At 62.5% G+C, this 16,572-nt stretch carries 10 protein-coding genes and 1 pseudogene; 9 read left to right on the top strand and 2 right to left on the bottom strand.

What is annotated here, in order from left to right:
- Positions 1-248 precede the first annotated feature (248 nt).
- The 7 genes from waaF to ACYASU_RS20940 are packed head-to-tail and all read left to right on the top strand — an operon-like array spanning position 249 to position 7,265.
- Positions 249-1,283, top strand: coding sequence for a lipopolysaccharide heptosyltransferase II (waaF, locus tag ACYASU_RS20970; protein WP_463583919.1), 1,035 nt, complete (start codon positions 249-251; stop codon positions 1,281-1,283).
- A 1-nt stretch (position 1,284) separates the two neighbouring features.
- Complete coding sequence (waaC, locus tag ACYASU_RS20965; RefSeq protein WP_463583918.1) at positions 1,285-2,349, top strand: lipopolysaccharide heptosyltransferase I; 1,065 nt, start codon at positions 1,285-1,287, stop codon at positions 2,347-2,349.
- On the top strand, positions 2,349-3,473 hold the full coding sequence (locus tag ACYASU_RS20960; RefSeq protein ID WP_463583917.1) for a glycosyltransferase family 4 protein: 1,125 nt from the start codon (positions 2,349-2,351) through the stop codon (positions 3,471-3,473). Before waaC ends, ACYASU_RS20960 begins: the two co-directional genes overlap by 1 nt.
- Complete coding sequence (rfaP, locus tag ACYASU_RS20955) at positions 3,470-4,276, top strand: lipopolysaccharide core heptose(I) kinase RfaP (protein WP_192171140.1); 807 nt, start codon at positions 3,470-3,472, stop codon at positions 4,274-4,276. The genes ACYASU_RS20960 and rfaP overlap by 4 nt, the downstream gene beginning before the upstream one ends.
- Positions 4,276-5,010 carry a lipopolysaccharide kinase InaA family protein gene (locus ACYASU_RS20950; RefSeq protein ID WP_346629357.1) on the top strand — a complete coding sequence of 245 codons (735 nt, stop codon included), beginning with the start codon at positions 4,276-4,278 and terminating at the stop codon, positions 5,008-5,010. Before rfaP ends, ACYASU_RS20950 begins: the two co-directional genes overlap by 1 nt.
- A complete protein-coding gene (locus tag ACYASU_RS20945; protein WP_463583916.1) occupies positions 5,007-5,762 on the top strand; it encodes a lipopolysaccharide kinase InaA family protein in 756 nt (251 codons plus the stop codon). The genes ACYASU_RS20950 and ACYASU_RS20945 overlap by 4 nt, the downstream gene beginning before the upstream one ends.
- Positions 5,763-5,813: 51 nt before the next feature.
- Positions 5,814-7,265, top strand: a complete 1,452-nt coding sequence (locus tag ACYASU_RS20940; protein ID WP_463583915.1) for a lipopolysaccharide kinase InaA family protein — start codon at positions 5,814-5,816, stop codon at positions 7,263-7,265.
- 3 nt (positions 7,266-7,268) lie between these two features.
- Here the strand turns inward: ACYASU_RS20940 and ACYASU_RS20935 are convergent, their stop codons facing one another.
- Positions 7,269-11,426 carry a membrane-targeted effector domain-containing toxin gene (locus ACYASU_RS20935; protein WP_463583986.1) on the bottom strand — a complete coding sequence of 1,386 codons (4,158 nt, stop codon included), beginning with the start codon at positions 11,424-11,426 and terminating at the stop codon, positions 7,269-7,271.
- 225 nt (positions 11,427-11,651) lie between these two features.
- A pseudogene (locus ACYASU_RS20930) lies at positions 11,652-12,782 on the bottom strand (dermonecrotic toxin domain-containing protein); the annotation flags it as partial.
- Positions 12,783-13,641: 859 nt separating this feature from the next.
- On the opposite strand from ACYASU_RS20930, the gene ACYASU_RS20925 reads away from it, so the two are divergent.
- Entirely contained in the window at positions 13,642-15,399 is a 1,758-nt protein-coding gene (locus ACYASU_RS20925) for a carbamoyltransferase family protein (protein ID WP_192171135.1), read from the top strand.
- Complete coding sequence (locus ACYASU_RS20920; protein ID WP_122625597.1) at positions 15,383-16,513, top strand: glycosyltransferase; 1,131 nt, start codon at positions 15,383-15,385, stop codon at positions 16,511-16,513. The genes ACYASU_RS20925 and ACYASU_RS20920 overlap by 17 nt, the downstream gene beginning before the upstream one ends.
- The last annotated feature ends 59 nt before the right edge of the window (positions 16,514-16,572 follow it).

Genomic DNA, 16,572 nt, shown 5'->3' with positions numbered 1-16,572 from the left:
CATGACGTTGGATGGCAGCAGGACCGGCCCCTTCGTGAGCAAGGTGGAGCGCCACCCCGGTCGCTCCCACGTTAGGTGAGCGATCCTGTGGGAGCGAGCTTGCTCGCGAAGAGGTTGATGAGAACACTGCAGGGTTCGGATCTCACGGATCTATATAAAGCTATGACAGGGAGGCGTCAGGCGGCGTGTGCAAGCATCACGCAGTCTGATGGGCCTCCCTGCTCGTTTCTGGTCGTTTTTGGATGAGCATGAGAATTCTGATCGTAGGGCCCAGCTGGGTCGGTGACATGGTGATGGCGCAGACGCTGTTCCAGTGCCTCAAGCAGCGTCACCCGCAGTGCGAAATCGATGTGCTGGCGCCCGAGTGGAGCCGGCCGATTCTTGAGCGCATGCCCGAAGTACGCACGGCCCTGAGCTTCCCGCTCGGCCATGGCGCGCTGGAGCTGGCCACGCGCCGGCGCATCGGCAAGTCCCTCAAGGGCCAGTACGATCAGGCGATTCTGCTGCCCAACTCGCTGAAGTCGGCGCTGGTGCCATTCTTCGCCGGTATTCCCAAACGCACCGGCTGGCGTGGCGAATTTCGCTATGGCCTGCTCAACGACGTGCGCACCCTCGACAAGCAGCGCTACCCGCTGATGATCGAACGCTTCATGGCGCTGGCCTACGACAAAGGCGCCGAGTTGCCGCACCCTTATCCCAAACCCAGCCTGCAAATCGAAACGGCGAGTCGCGACGCGGCGCTAACCAAGTTCGGCCTGAGCCTCGACCGGCCGGTGCTCGCGCTGTGCCCGGGCGCCGAGTTCGGTGAATCCAAGCGCTGGCCTTCCGAGCACTACGCCAAGGTTGCCGAAGCGAAGATCCGTGAAGGCTGGCAAGTCTGGCTGTTCGGCTCGAAGAACGACCACTCCGTGGGCGAAAGCATCCGCGAGCGGCTGATTCCGGGCCTGCGCGAAGAATCCATGAACCTCAGCGGCGGCACCTCACTGGCCGAAGCCATTGACCTGCTGTCCTGCGCGGACGCAGTCGTCTCCAACGATTCCGGGCTGATGCACGTGGCCGCCGCGCTGAATCGCCCGCTGGTGGCGGTCTACGGTTCAACCTCGCCGGGCTTTACGCCGCCGCTGGCCGATGAAGTCGAGATCGTCCGCCTCGGCATCGAGTGCAGCCCGTGCTTCGAGCGCACCTGCCGCTTCGGCCATTACAACTGCCTGCGCCTGCTGGAGCCGGATTCGGTGATCCAGGCCCTCGGCCGTATTGGCGCCGCCCCGGTCGAGGTCGCCTGACTTGCGGGTACTGCTGATCAAAACCTCGTCACTGGGTGACGTCATCCACACCTTGCCCGCGCTGACTGACGCCATGGGCGCGCTGCCGGGCATCCAATTCGACTGGGTGGTGGAAGAGGGCTTCGCCGAGATTCCGACCTGGCATCCAGCGGTCGCCAACGTCATTCCGGTGGCCATCCGTCGCTGGCGCAAAAACCTCTGGCAGACCCTCAAAAATGGCGAATGGCGCCAGTTCAAACAGCGCCTGCGCGACACCCGTTACGATCTGGTGATCGACGCCCAGGGCCTGCTGAAAAGCGCCTGGCTTACCCGCTACGTCAAAGCGCCCATCGCCGGCCTGGACAAGACTTCTGCGCGGGAGCCCATGGCCGCTCGCTTCTACAATCGCCCCTACGCCGTTGCCCGCGGCCAGCATGCGGTCGAGCGGTTGCGTCAGCTGTTCGGTCAGGCGCTGGGCTATCAGGTGCCTGCGGGATTGGGCGATTACGGCCTTGATCGCAGCCGCCTGCTCACTGCTACAAACGACGCGCCCTTCGTACTGTTTCTGCACGGCACCACGTGGGACACCAAACATTGGCCCGAGCTTTACTGGCGGCAATTGGCCGAACGAATGATCGGTCAGGGACTTGAAGTGCGTCTTCCGTGGGGCAACCCGGCCGAGAAGGCACGAGCCGAACGCATTGCCGATGGCCTTGATAATGCCGTCGTGTTGCCCAAACTCAATCTGGCAGGGGTTGCTCGCGTACTGGCGAGCGCCCAGGGTTGCGTCGCGGTGGACACCGGTCTTGGTCATTTGGCTGCAGCGCTGGACGTACCGACGCTGTCGCTGTTCGGCCCGACCAATCCGGGCCTGACCGGCGCGTACGGCCGGTCGCAGGTTCATCTGGCGGCCGATTACCCCGCCTGCGCGCCGTGCCTGCAAAAGAAATGCACCTACCGACCGACGCCTGAAGATCAGCGTCAGGTCGATACCGAACGCGAGTGGCCCATGTGCTTCACTCGCCTGAATCCCGAGCGGGTAGCGAACCAGTTAGGCGCGCTATTGCTGGCAAAGGAACATCCCTGATGCAACTGGCATTCGTGCTTTATAAATACTTCCCCTTCGGTGGCCTGCAGCGCGACTTCATGCGCATCGCCCTGGAGTGCCAGCAGCGCGGCCATAAAATCCGTGTCTACACGCTGATCTGGGAAGGCGACGTGCCGCCCGGCTTCGAAGTGCTAGTGGCGCCGGTCAAGGCAATCTTCAACCACCGTCGCAACGAAAAGCTCACCGACTGGATGAACGCCGACCTGGCCAAGCGTCCCGTGGACCGGCTGATTGGCTTCAACAAGATGCCCGGCCTGGACGTGTATTACGCCGCCGACGGCTGCTACGAAGACAAGGCCCAGAACCTGCGCCACGGCCTGTACAAATACTGGGGCCGCTACCGTCACTTCGCCGACTACGAGCGCGCGGTGTTCGGCAAAGACGCGAAGACCGAAGTGCTGATGATTTCTGAAGTGCAGCAGCCGCTGTTCATCAAGCATTACGACACGCCGCTGGAACGCTTTCATCTGTTGCCGCCGGGGATCTCCCAGGACCGCCGGGCGCCGCCGAATGCCGCCGAAATCCGCGCTGAATTTCGTCGGGAATTCAAGCTGGCCGACGATGACCTGCTGCTCGTGCAGATCGGCTCCGGCTTCAAGACCAAGGGCGTCGATCGCAGCCTCAAGGCGCTGGCGGCGCTGCCCGCAGAATTGAAAAAACGCACGCGCCTGTTTGTCATCGGCCAGGACGACCCCAAGGTATTCCAGGTGCAGAGCACGACGCTGGGCCTGGGCGATCACGTCACCTTCATGAAAGGGCGCAGTGACATTCCGCGTTTTCTGTTGGGCGCCGACCTGTTGATTCATCCGGCGTACAACGAAAACACCGGCACCGTGCTGCTTGAAGCGCTGGTGGCGGGGCTCCCGGTGCTGGTCAGTGCGGTGTGCGGCTACGCCCATTACATCGCCGAAGCCGACAGCGGTCTGGTGCTTGATGAGCCGTTCGAGCAGAACCAGCTCAATCAGTACCTGGCCCGTATCCTCAAGGATGACACCGCGCGCAGCACCTGGAGCCGTAACGGGCTGGCATTCGCCGACACGGCTGATCTTTACAGCATGCCGCAGCACGCTGCGGATGTGATTCTGGCGGAGCACCACGGATGAAACTGATCCTTGCTGAACCCTTCAAGACCCTCTGGGCCGGGCGCGATGCGTTCGAGGCCGTCGAGGCGCTGGAAGGCCAGGTCTACCGCGAACTCGAGAACCGGCGCACCTTGCGTACGGAGGTCGACGGGCGCGGTTATTTCGTCAAGATCCATCGCGGCATCGGCTGGGGTGAAGTGGCGAAAAACCTGCTGACCGCCAAATTGCCGGTGCTCGGCGCGGGTCAGGAGTGGGACGCGGTCAATCGCCTGCATGAAGTCGGCGTGCCGACCATGACTGCCGTGGCGTACGGCGAGCGCGGCAACAATCCGGCGATGCAGCATTCGTTCATCATCACCGAAGAGCTGGCGCCGACCGAGAGCCTGGAAGATGTCAGCCTGAACTGGCGCAACGAGCCGCCCGAGCCACGCATGAAGCGCGCGTACATCGCCGAAGTGGCGCGGCTGGTCGGGATGATGCACCGCGCCGGGGTCAACCACCGCGACTGCTACATCTGTCATTTTCTGCTGCACACCGACACGCCGGTCACGCCCGATAGCTTCCGGCTCTCGGTGATCGACCTGCACCGCGCCCAGACGCGCCCGGCGATCACCCAGCGCTGGCGCAACAAAGACCTGGCCGCGCTGTATTTCTCGGCGATGGACATTGGCCTGACCCGGCGCGACAAACTGCGGTTTCTCAAGGGCTATTTCCAGCAGCCCCTGCGGCAGATCCTGGCCCAGGAATCGGCGCTGTTGAGCTGGCTTGAAGGCAAGGCCGAGAAGCTATATCAGCGCAAATTGCGTTACGGAGACGCGCTCTGATGGCGGGCTGGAATCTGGAGCCTGGCTACGCCGCGCTGACAGACGACTTCGGCACCCTCGACGCGGTGTTCGCCCTCAAAGGCGAGCGCCTCACCCGGGATCCGCTGTCCGAAGTCATCCGCGTCGAGCGCGGTGGCGTGAACTACTACGTCAAGCGCTACGTCGCGGCGGGCAAGGGTTTGCGCCGGTATCTGGGACGGCCCCGGGTCAAGTCCGAATGGCAAAACCTCAAGCGCTTCGCCAAGTGGGGCATCCCGACCGCAGAAGTCGTCGCCTGGGGCCTGGAGCGCAATGGCGCTGCGTATGATCGCGGCGCGCTGATCACTCGGGAGCTGCCGCGTACCGAAGACCTGTCCGAACTGGCGCGGGTCAACGACACGCGCCTCGACAGCCGCGCGTGGGTCAATGGCGTCAGCCAGCAGGTCGCGCGCTACACCCGGACCATGCACGATCATCACTTCACCCATAACGATCTGAAGTGGCGCAACTTGCTGGTGGACGATCAGGCGACGGTGTTCCTCATCGACTGCCCCAACGGCGCGTTCTGGGTCAGCTTCATGCTGCGTTACCGGATCACCAAAGACCTCGCGTGCCTGGACAAGGTCGCCAAATATCACCTGTCGGCCACCCAGCGCCTGCGGTTCTATCTGCAATATCGTGGTCGTGAACGCTTGAATGATTCTGACAAGAAGCGCATCCGCCACATCGTCAGTTTTTTTGAGGGTCGCGAATGACTGTTTTCATTGCTGACGCCGACCGGGGGCTGCTCGAACGGCACGGTCTGGCGGACTTCGATGCGTTGTGGAACGTAGAGCTCGATGCGGTGGATGAGCCCAACACCGGCCGTGGCGGCTGGAGCAGTGTGTTTCGCCTGGAGCTGGAAGGCTCCGGCTATTACCTCAAACGCCAGAGCAATTACCTGACGTATACCCTGCATCACCCGTTCGGTGAGCCGTCTTTCTCCCGTGAGTTTCGCAACATCAGCCTGTATCAGAAGCTGGGCATTCCGGCGCTGCATGCAGTGTTCTACGCGGACAGGAAAGTCGACGGCGAGCGCCGCGCAATCCTGATGACCCGCGCACTGGATGGCTGGACCGATCTGGACACGCTGTTGCAGGACTGGCACGAGCGGCCGGCCACCGAGCGTCTGGCGATTCTGCAGGCGTGCGGGCAACTGGCGCGCACGCTGCACAAGGCGGGTCAGGTGCACGGCTGTTTCTACCCCAAGCATATTTTCATGCGGGCCCGGGGCGGTGAGTACATGGCGCAGCTGATCGACCTTGAGAAGACACGCAAGTCGATCTTCGGCCAGCGCGACCGTGTCAAGGACATTGAGCCTCTTCTGCGCCGCGCACCGGTCTGGAACGAAACGGAAATACGCGAGCTGCTCGCGGCTTATCTGAACGCCCCGGTCGATAGCGGTCTGGTTGACACCTGGTGGCAGCGTGTCGCCAAGCGGGGCAGTCACAAGCGCCGTGAGCGGTAAACAGAATTCCGGTTGAAATGCATAATCTGGGCTTGATCAAAGAGGGCGCCGATGCGTTTGTCTGAACTGAAAAACGCCGGTCGCACCCCGGCGCTGCCGATGAACATCGCGCTGGAGGATGCCGCCGGTCCTGCCGAGCTGCAATTGCTCAGCCTGCTGCGCGTCCTGCCCGGTCAACGCTATGTAGGCGCCGGCATCTGGCGTGGGCGCACGGTGCTGGCGAAATTACTGGTCGGTCCCAAAGCCCCGCGGCATTTCCAGCGTGAACGCGATGGCGTACAGGTGCTGGCGAAACAGGGCTTGCCAACGCCGTTGCTGTTGGCCGACGGGCTGCAGGAAGGCGAGGGCGGCTGGCTGTTGTTCGAGTTTCTGGATCAAGCCCAAAGCTTGGGCGATACCTGGAAATCAGTGGAAAACCTGCCACCGCTGGCCGATGAACAGCAGTCAGTGCTCGGCGATGCCCTGGCCGCTGTGGGTCAGATGCACGCCAAAGGCCTGTGGCAGGAAGACCTGCACCTCGACAACCTGCTGCGTCAGGGCTCCACGCTGTATTTGATTGACGGCGCGGGCATTCGCGTCGAGGAAGCCGGCAAGCCGTTGTCCCGGCAGAAAGTGCTGGAAAACCTCGGCGTATTCTTCGCCCAGTTGCCCAAGTCGCTGGAGCCGTTCACCGAAGAATTGCTGGTCTATTACCTGCTGAGCAACGGCGAGCACGGCTTGCCGGTCGAGGCGCTGCAAAAGCAGATCGACAAGGTGCGCAGTTGGCGCTTGCGGGATTACCTGAACAAGATCGGCCGTGAATGCAGCCTGTTCAGCGTTGAAGACGGGCCGTTTGCCCTGCGTGCGATTCGTCGCGAAGAAGTCGCCGGAATGCTGCCCGTGCTGGAGCAGGCCGACGCGCTGGTGGATGGCGGTCATCTGTACAAGACCGGGGGCGCGGCCAGCGTCGCCAGGGTAGACGTCGCCGGCCGCGAGCTGGTGATCAAACGCTACAACATCAAGAACCTGGCCCACTGGCTCAAGCGTTTCTGGCGACCGTCCCGTGCCTGGCACTCGTGGCGTGAAGGCAATCGGTTGCGGTTTCTCGGCATCGCCACGCCCAAACCGCTGGCGCTGCTGGAAAAACGCTTTTTATGGCTGCGCCGCGAGGCGTATCTGGTGACCGAGTTCCTGCCGGGGCCCGACATCGTCGAGCGCTTTGCGCCCTACGTGGCTAACGGCGATGCGCCGGAAGCCGAATTGCAGGCGCTGGATACGCTGTTTGCGCAGTTGATCCGTGAGCGCATCAGCCACGGCGATCTCAAGGGTCACAACGTGTTCTGGCAACAGGATCGCTGGTCGCTCATCGATCTGGACGCCATGTGTCAGCACGGTTCCCAGACCTCGTTCGCGACGGCGTTCGCCAAAGATCGCGCGCGCTTCATGCGCAACTGGCCGGCGGACAGCGCGCTGCACCAGTTGCTGGAGCAGCGCATTCCGACGGTTTCAAAGACGCCGGACTGACCGTCAGTCCGCGTGCTTGAGGTTCATCTCCACCAGTGCGTCGATCAATGCCTGCACGTTGTCGAACGGCTGGCGATGAACCTGCGGCCACGACTCGCGCTCGACGTAGGCTTTGCCAGCGGTATTGAACCGCACCGGCGTGTGCTTGAGGGTGCGGTCCCTTGAGCGATGCACGATCGTGGGCCGCAAGGGGGCGGACTCATCGAGCATGAACATGCCCGGACTATGCAGCCTGCCGCCGACGGGCGTGGCGAGCTGAGGGCGTGGCGGCAGTTCGATTTCCACGCGGAAATCATTCTGCACCCGCACTGACTCATGACCCAGCCCGGCCGGGACCTGTTCGCCCGGATCGATCATGATGCCGTGGCCTTTGCCCGGCGCCACGTCCATCACCCGCACGCCAATCCCCTGTTCCAGCTCGGCAATGCCCGGGACGCTGTTTTTGAACGTGTTGGCATGGGTTTCACCCACCAGCGCCATCCACTTGTGCGGTCCCATCACCTCTTGATGCTTGCGTATCGTGCGGGACGCAAAGTAGCTCAGCACCTGCTGGCGCGTGGTGTTGGAGTGGGTCGGCATATGGCGGATGAAGTAACTGGCGGCGCAGTCGATCCCGCGGATTTCAATGCCATGCCGCCTGGCGTGGACCACCAGCCTTTCGAACGAGTAGAGGCCGGTCGGGTCGGTCCGGAACGTCTGGTCCATGCGCTTGAGGTCGTGCAGCAGACGTTTGCTCATCAGCCCCGTTTCAGCGAAGCGGTCCAGGTCGGCCTGATGGACGTCCGTCAGCAAATGCTCCATGTACAGCGTCTTCACGTCCTGGCGCGCCAGATGCTCCATGTTGTCGAGGATGAAGCGCTTGCTGGCGCGTGCCGAATGGGATTCGCCAATGACCACTCCGGACGTGTTTTCGTACAGCTCTTCGATGAACATGCTCAACGGCGTGTCGGCTTTTACCTCGGGCAAAATCACCCGTTCAGGGAGGGCCAGGTTGAGCACTGAGCGCGCATCTTTCTGCAGCGTGTTCGCCAGTTCGAAGAACTTCTCACGCACCTCCACCAGATGACTTTCGATGAAAAAGTAATCGGGGTTGAGGCCTCTGTGACGGAAGTTGGCCAGGTCATGAAAGATGCTCCGCATGTCGGCAGGCATCTGGTAGCGGTTGTCGATCAGCGACTGCTGAATGGCGCCCAGGGGGTAGTCGTTGCTCCAGGTCGCGGCATCGGCGCGGGTCCAGTAGCCGGCCGGGTTCCATTCGAAACCGTGATCACCGACGTAGGGGTTCACCTCGCTCCGGCGGTGGGAAACGATGGCGCGGCGATTAGGGTCCAGACCCCACTCCTGGGGCGAACGTCGTTCGAAGAAGCCATACAGCGCATCGTCCATTGATGTGTCGGATGGACTGACGGGCGAGGCTGCGCCGGCCCCGTTATCGATATTCGGGTTGCCGATCTGTGCCTTGAAGTCCGCGCGCGACGCCGCGCTGCTGATGACGGCATCGCTGTCCACGGATATCTGGGTCGGCGCGCCCAACGGCACGTCTTCGACGCGCAGGCTGAGTACGCCTTGCAGTTCGCTGATGCCTGGCTGTTGCTGCCAGGTGTTGGCGGTGCGGTGGTCGAGCAGCGCGATCCAGCGCCTGCCCGGGTGCTGCTGCACATCGCCGCTGATCACTTTGTGACCAAAGAAAACCGCCATCTTTTGGGGCGCGAGGGCATCACCTGCAGCGGATGCCACTTCGTTGCCCGCGTAGTCATAGCTGACCGATGAACTGAACGGACGAACGTCGATGCCGTGGCGGTGGGCCGCTTTGATCAGGTGGTAATAGTCGTATTTTTCGCTGCCGTTCTTGAGCGCGCCCTCGTTCACGGTCTCCAGGTAGTGCTTGATCATGTGGGAGCCGCTGCGCGTCTTGCTGCCGAGTGCCTTGTATTTCTGCAGCTTGTGCGTGTGCTGGTCGGTCTGCAGATGCTCGATGTACAGCACCTCGACCTTGCGCTCCGCCAGCAACGGCATGTTGTCGATCAGCAGTTGTTTGCTGGCGATGGACGTCGGAGCTTCGCCAATCACCAGTCCGTTGGATTTTTTCAGTGCGGCGTCGAAAAACGCTTGAGTCGTCACGTCATCGGCCAGCACCGGCAACTCGGGTTTACCCGGAAGGGGGGGCTGCTCGAAGAATGCTTTTGCATCGCGGTACAGATTCTGGCGCAACGTCTTGTAGGTCGAACGACCGCCCTGGAAAATGTCGTCGAAAAACTCATGCAGACCAAACGGGCCTTCCTCAAAATGTTCAGCCTGCCTTGGGCTGACGATCCCGAAGACGTAGGGCTGCAGCGATTCCGGCATTTCGTAATCGCTTAAGTCGCCCACCGCCGTGGCGGGGCCTGCGGGGGTTTCGTCCAGTCGGCTGAACGAAGGCAGAACGCCGCCTCGCAAGCGCGCAGGCTCAAGCAGCTGCCACTGGCCCTGGCGGTTGAGGCGCACCGTCTGGCGGCCAAAAAAGGCGAACGGGTTGCGCGGATCGACGATCTGCCAGGCGGCCAGCCTGGCGTCGTACTGGACCTGGTACGTCTGGCCCTGCAGGGCGATGTAAAAGTTGCCACGAACGACGCTGACACCTTGCCCGTGCGGGCGGCTCAGGGGGAGCGCGTCTGTCAGCGATACATCCACCGCGTGCAGCGGAGGTGCGACGGTATTTGCGACCCGCACCGGCGGGGTGTCCTGCTGCAATGCCCTCCAAACGCCGGTCACATCGGTTTGCGCATAACGCCCGGTGGGCTGAAGGGTTTCGGGGATCAGCGCGTGGGTCCGGTACAGCGGGACATGGCGGTTGGCAGACTGAGGCGCGGCCCAGAAGAGTTCGTTCTCCACCGCGACCGGCTGCAGCGTCTCGTCGGTAGCATGGGCAACCGAGCGGGCGTACCTGCCGGCGGTTTTTTGTCCGGTCAGATCCTTCAAAATGCCGCCGAGCCCTTTCATTCCCGAGTGCAGATCGCCCGCAGCGCCCGCCGTGTTGAGCCAGGCGCTGAGCACGTAGAAGCTGGCGGTGGCGTGATCCCGCTCGTCGAGGGCTCGCAGCGCGCGATAACCATCAGCGCTCGCGATGATCATGCCGACGGCAAAGCTGGCAGGCGGGAAGGGCAAGGTCACGGCGGTCGCGATCAGCTCGAGGCTGCTCCAGACCTGGCGACAGAGCATGTCCGCGCGACTGGTCTGGGTGTCCTCGACATCCTGGATCTTGCGCTCGATCACCTGGTTGAAGCACACGTCATACAGGTTGCTGAACGGCGCCCTCGGCAGTGCGGGTTTGCGACCACCGCCTTTCTTCAGTTCAGCCAGGGCAAATGCCAGCGGCATGCCGGCCTTCACCCGGGCGCGGCTCAGGTAGTAATCGCCCATGCCTTCGCTCAGCAGCGTGTTGCTGAACGCGCTAAGTGGTCGGAAGGCGCGGCCATCCGGTGCCTGCGGCGTATACAGCAGAACCTGCTCCAGCGTGCTCGCGTCAGGCGGCGTGAGCAGGAAGCAGCCGTGAATGACCTCTGCACGAGGCGCGATAGCCATCACGTCCACGCTCAATTGCAGTGGATAGACCCGATAGCGCAGGCGGTCTGCCGGGCTGCTCTGATGCATGTTGACGATGGAGAGGGTGAGCCAGTGCAGCTGGGAGGCGTCGATGTGGCCTTCGAGAAAGCTGCGAAAGGCGTCGGCGCGCATTTGCAATTGCGTCAGCAGCAGGCTCTGTTGACGGCGCCAGTCGTAGCCCTCGCTGGCAGGCGCCAGCAGTTGCCCGCGAATCATCGCGATGTACTGATCGGCCACCCATTGCCCGCGAACCGAGCCGGCGACCTTCTCCGGGCTCAGTGGTGTGAGATCGACCCCCTCGGGGCCGCTGAAGGTGGCGGTGGTATCGGCCGCCGGGTTGAGCAGGCCAAGGGTGTCGTCGTAACCGTCACGCAGCATCTGGGTGTAGGACAGGGTTTCGCGGGGCGTGTGAATGGTGATCCGGTCAGGGTCCACCGTTTCCGGCGGCAGACCCAGCAGCGCGTTGATCTTGCGGCTGGCAGTCCGATGAACGTAGGCGTTGAAGTCGGTCACCCGGGTGTGTGGGGCGGCTTGGTAGATTTCGCCCGCCGCCACGATCGTATCCTCCAGTGCCACCATTTGCTGACGCTGCTCGGCGGATGCCCGCAGGAACCAGTCCGGGGTGTGCAGCCGTTGTTCGGAGAGCATTACCTGCACGCGCGCCGACACCAGCGCACGCACACCGCTGTTGTAATCGGGGAGGGTGGTGTAGCTGATCCAGTCCTGGGCAGGCGCTGGCTTTTCACTCAAATCATGCAGCTGGTCTTTCAGGGCGGCTCTTCTGCCGGCGGTGATCTGCGCCAGCAGGAAGTGGTTCATGTCGGCGGACCGGCTCCAGCTCACCAGCTCGCCGAGCAACTGACGCTCGTTGTCGAAGCGTTGGAAATGTTGGGTGCGCGGGCTGTCCGGGGTGAACATCAGCAACCCGTCCGGCTGACCCGAAGCGTCAAGCTTGCGCAATAGCAGCACGCTGCTCAATACGTCGTGACCGTTCAGCTTGATCTGCTGCACGTTCACGGCAGGATTTCGCGGCGCGGCGGTGTCCGGATTCAGCGACTCGATCAGGCTCAGGTCGGAAGGCTGGATATGCCCCTGCAGTTCGGCGCCACGGGCCTGGGCGATGAGCTGATGATGCATCGCTTCGCCCATCAGGCGCTGGATGGTCGGCGAGCCGAGCGCCAGGCGTTGCGCGGGGCCGAAACGCGTTCGCAGGTCTTGCTCGTTGATGACGTCGGCGAGGTAGGCCGGCGTCATGTCGCTGTACTCAGGCTCAAGCGGCAGACCGTTGTGAGTGATTCGGCTGTGGGTCTGGAAGGCCGAATCTGGGGCTGTGTCGCCAGGATGCAGGCCTTAAAGTGCCAGATGCGTCAGTGTTCGGCGGACGGAGAAGGTCTCACCGGTGATGGGCTGCGTTCGTTCGGTGCTGATCAGGACCTCGTCCGGATCGAGATCAATACCCAGATCATTGGCCAGTCGCGCGCGCAGACGGCTTCGCGCGAATTGCTGCGGGGACGCGGCGTCGTCCATGACGCTCATCAACGCATTGCGCGATCGCTCGTAATCCATCAGGCCCGAGGCGTAGCGCTCACGTTGCTCGGTGCTGGCCATCTCCAGCCAGTCGGGGCGTGCGCGGCGCTCATCTCGCTGGGCGCGACGATCCTGCGCAGCGGCTATGGCGCCGCCCGGGCCCCAGGATTTCGGCTGGTGGAGCAGGTCTTCGAGTCGGGCCTGAAGGGTCTGAGGCGACAGGTTGTGGGCGTTACCGAACAGCGCGTCGATGTCCACACGCTGCCTGGCCAGCAGGCGATCAAAGGCATGGTCGTAGGGCGATCCCTTGATCGGCTGCAGTTGGAAGTCCGAAGGGTGGGTGGGCTCAAGAAATACATCACCGCCGGAGGCAATCTCGAGCCAGGCGTCGCGCGTGCTGTCCTGCATAAGACGCAAGAGTGGCAGGCGCAGGAGTGGGTGATTGATGCGGCGGGCGAGTGCTTGCTGCAATGCCTCGTTCGACACGAAGCCTTCGACGGCCTGGCCGGGCAACCAGAGCAAGGTCTGCCCCGGCTGGGCGGTTGCGACCAGCGCCCCGGCCAGCTCGATGCGACGTTCTGCATCAAGTTGCAGCTCGAGCGCGCTGAACACCACATGCTCCTCGGCGTCCATGCCCGGCAGGCAGCGCGCATAGTCGCGGTGCAGCTCGCCTTCTTCTATGTTCAGCAGCAGGTCGTCACGCAGGGTCAATTCGATGCAGGTCACGAAGAGCTCGCGGCGTGAAATATCACGCGCACTGGGTTCGGCCCAGAAACGAGTGATGGCCGAGTGCAGCAGCGTTTTCTGCTCCGGGCTCACTGGCAGCGGCGGGGTGTTGAGGCAGGCCTTGGCATCCGGAAGATGCTGGCATTCGGCGTCGAGAACAGCGGCGAGCGTCGTCAGCCGATCAAGCGCAGGCGGGTTGGGTGAAAAGGTTTCCATGGCGTACAGCATTCCTGAGTGATCTCCGCGCAATGAGCTTGCGCAAGAGCCGGGCAAGCAGCCCGATGATTCGTCGAGCGATCAATCAATCAGAACGCCGGGGCGCGTGGTGCTAAATAGTTAACGCACGAGGTGAGGCGCAAACGTGTAGGACCGGCTTCAGCCGGTCCCACCGAGGCATCGCGGGGCAGTTCATTCCCTGCGACCACTTCCAGAGCCATTACGCTATAATCCCGCCCTTTAGCTGTCTGCCGCCGTGGCGCCAGACACACCTTATTTGTCAGGCGCGTGATGCCTGCATGCAGACTTAAGAGGCTAGACCCTAGTGGCATTGACGATCCTTGGCCTGTCCGGCGCCCTTAGCCATGATCCTTCCGCAGCCCTGTACATCGACGGCAAGCTGGTTGCTGCGGCCGAAGAAGAGCGTTTCGTTCGCGACAAGCATGCCAAGAACCGCATGCCCTACGAATCAGCGAAGTTCTGCCTCGAACAAGCGGGCATCAAGCCTTCCGACGTCGATGTCGTGGCCATTCCTTTCGCGCCCATCAGCCTGTTCGGCGAAGCGCGCTGGCACTACGCCAAACGTTACTGGTATGCCCCGGACCGCGCCCTCGACGCGATTCTGATGGGCAACCGCCGCTACAAGCGCTATCGCAACAAAATCGTCTGGTGCCTGGAACAACTGGGTTTTGATCCGAAAAAGATCAAGATCGAGCCCGTCGAGCACCACCTTGCCCACGCTTCCAGCGCCTACCACTGCTCCGGCTTCCAGGAGAAAACCGCGATCCTCGGGATCGACGGCAAGGGTGAGTACGCCACCACGTTCTTCGGCTACGGCGAAAACGGCAAGATCCACAAGATCAAAGAATTCTACGACCCGGATTCCCTCGGCGGGCTGTATGGCGCGATCACCGAATTCCTCGGCTTCGAGATGCTCGACGGCGAATTCAAAGTCATGGGCATGGCGCCGTACGGCGATGCGACCAAATATGATTTCTCGCGCCTGGCCACGTTCGAAAACGGCGAACTGGTGATCAACACCGAATACGCCAACGTCATCGGCCTGCGTCGTTACAAAGAGAAGGGCAAAGGCTTCTACTTCTCGCCGAAACTGATCGAGTGGCTGGGCCCCAAGCGCGAAGGCGACATCGCCGACGAGCCGTACATCCATTACGCCGCCAGCATGCAGGCGCTGTTCGAGAAGCTGTCGCTGCAGATGATCGATCACTATCTGGGTGACATCCTCAAAGAAACCGGCAAGCTCGCCTTCGCTGGCGGCTGTGCGCTGAACGTCAAACTGAACCAGAAAATCATCGCGCGCCCTGACGTCAAAGAGCTGTTCGTTCAGCCCGCGTCGGGTGATGCCGGCACTGCCGTCGGCGCTGCCGCCTACGTTTCCCACGCACGCGGCGTGCCGGTCGAGAAGATGGAACACGTCTACCTCGGCCCGTCCTACAGCAACGAAGATGTTATCGCCGCCTGCGCCCGCCACCCGAGCAAGCCGGCCTGGCGCCAGATCGACAACACCCCCGAGCGCATCGCCAAAATCATGGTCGCGGGCAACCCGGTGGCCTGGTTCCAGGGCCGCATGGAATTCGGTCCTCGTGCCCTCGGTGGTCGTTCGATCATCGGCTGCCCGAGCATTGCCGGCGTCGCCGATCGCATCAACCATCAGATCAAGTTCCGCGAGCGCTGGAGGCCTTTCTGCCCGTCGATGCTCGACACCGTCGCTCCGCAGATGATCAAGATCGATCACCCGGCGCCGTTCATGACCTTCACTTTCGAAGTGGCGGAAGAGTGGAAAACCCGTGTGCCGGAAGTCGTCCACGAAGACGGTACCTCCCGCGCCCAGGTGCTCAAGCGCGAGTACAACCCGCGTTACTACGACATGATGAAGGCGCTGGAAAACCTGACGGGCAACGGGGTTTCCCTTAATACGTCGCTCAACCGTCGCGGCGAGCCGATGATCTGCTCGCCGACCGATGCGCTGAATATGTTCTTCGGCTCCGATCTGGAGTACCTGATCATGGAAGACATTCTGGTGGTCAAAGACGGCGTGGACACCCATGACACGCTCAGCTGAGCGCCATGTTCTCCAGTTCTGCCACGGCTATGACGGGCCGTTCCTCGACTGCGCCCGTCAATACGCCAGCCTGTTCGTGGGCAGGGGATACCGTGTCACCACGGTATTCCTGACCGGCGCCGCAGATGCCGAGGTTGCAGCCAGTTGCGCGTCGGACGAAGTGCTGTTCATGGAGTACAGCTCCAAGGCCATCGGCGGCATGAAGGTGGGAGCGATCCGCGATCTGCGCAAGATCGCGGCGTCCCGCAGTTTTGAGTTTTGCATCACCCACCGTTTCAAGCCGACCTACATCGCACTGGTCGCGACCCGCTTGCCGGTGATCGGCGTCCATCATGCGTTTGGTGATTACCGGCGCCGCAGCCGCAAGGTGCTGGCGAACCTGTTCCGCTCCCGCCTGAGCCTGCTGGGCGTGTCCGATGCCGTGCGCGATGACATTCGCGCCTGCCTGCCGAAATGGCCGGTCGAGCGTATCCAGACCCTCTATAACCGCATCGATGTCGATCAACTGAGCGCCACGCTGTTGTCCCGTGAGGAGGCCCGCGACGCGTTGGGTCTGGCCCAGGAGGCGTGGGTCGTGGGCAATGTCGGGCGGCTGCATCCCGACAAGGATCAGTCGACGCTGCTGCGCGGATTCGCCCAGGCGTTGCCGAACCTGCCCGCTGACAGCCAACTGGTGATTCTCGGTCAGGGTCGGCTGGAACAGGACCTCAGGCACCTGGCGGCCGAACTGGGTATCGGCCACGAGGTGATGCTGGCGGGGCAGGTGACTCAAGCCAGCCGCTACTTCAAGGCCTTCGACGTGTTCGCACTGAGCTCCGATCACGAACCCTTCGGCATGGTGCTGCTGGAGGCCATGGTGGCCGGCGTGCCTCTGCTGGCAACCGCCTGTGGCGGCGCGAAGGAAGTGGTTGAAGGCGTGGGCATACTGTTTCCCCTGGGCGGAGCCGAGTCTCTGGCTCAGGGGCTGATCCACCTTTCGCGGATGGACGCCGAGCTGCGGCAGTCCTGCGCGGATGCGATGCTGCAACGGCTGCACGACCGTTTCAGCGATGAGGCGGTAAAAGCAGTTTTCTGGCAGTTGCCGCAAGTCGTCGCGCTCACCTCGGAAACCTGATTTCATTCGAACCGCTGGCAGCCATTGGCCTCTGATAGCAATGAACACCCGGCTGCATA

It is taken from the genome of Pseudomonas sp. HP_12 (genome assembly GCF_055283955.1).
Note: the sequence above shows the minus strand (reverse complement) of the source record. Positions and strands in the feature narration are given on the sequence as shown.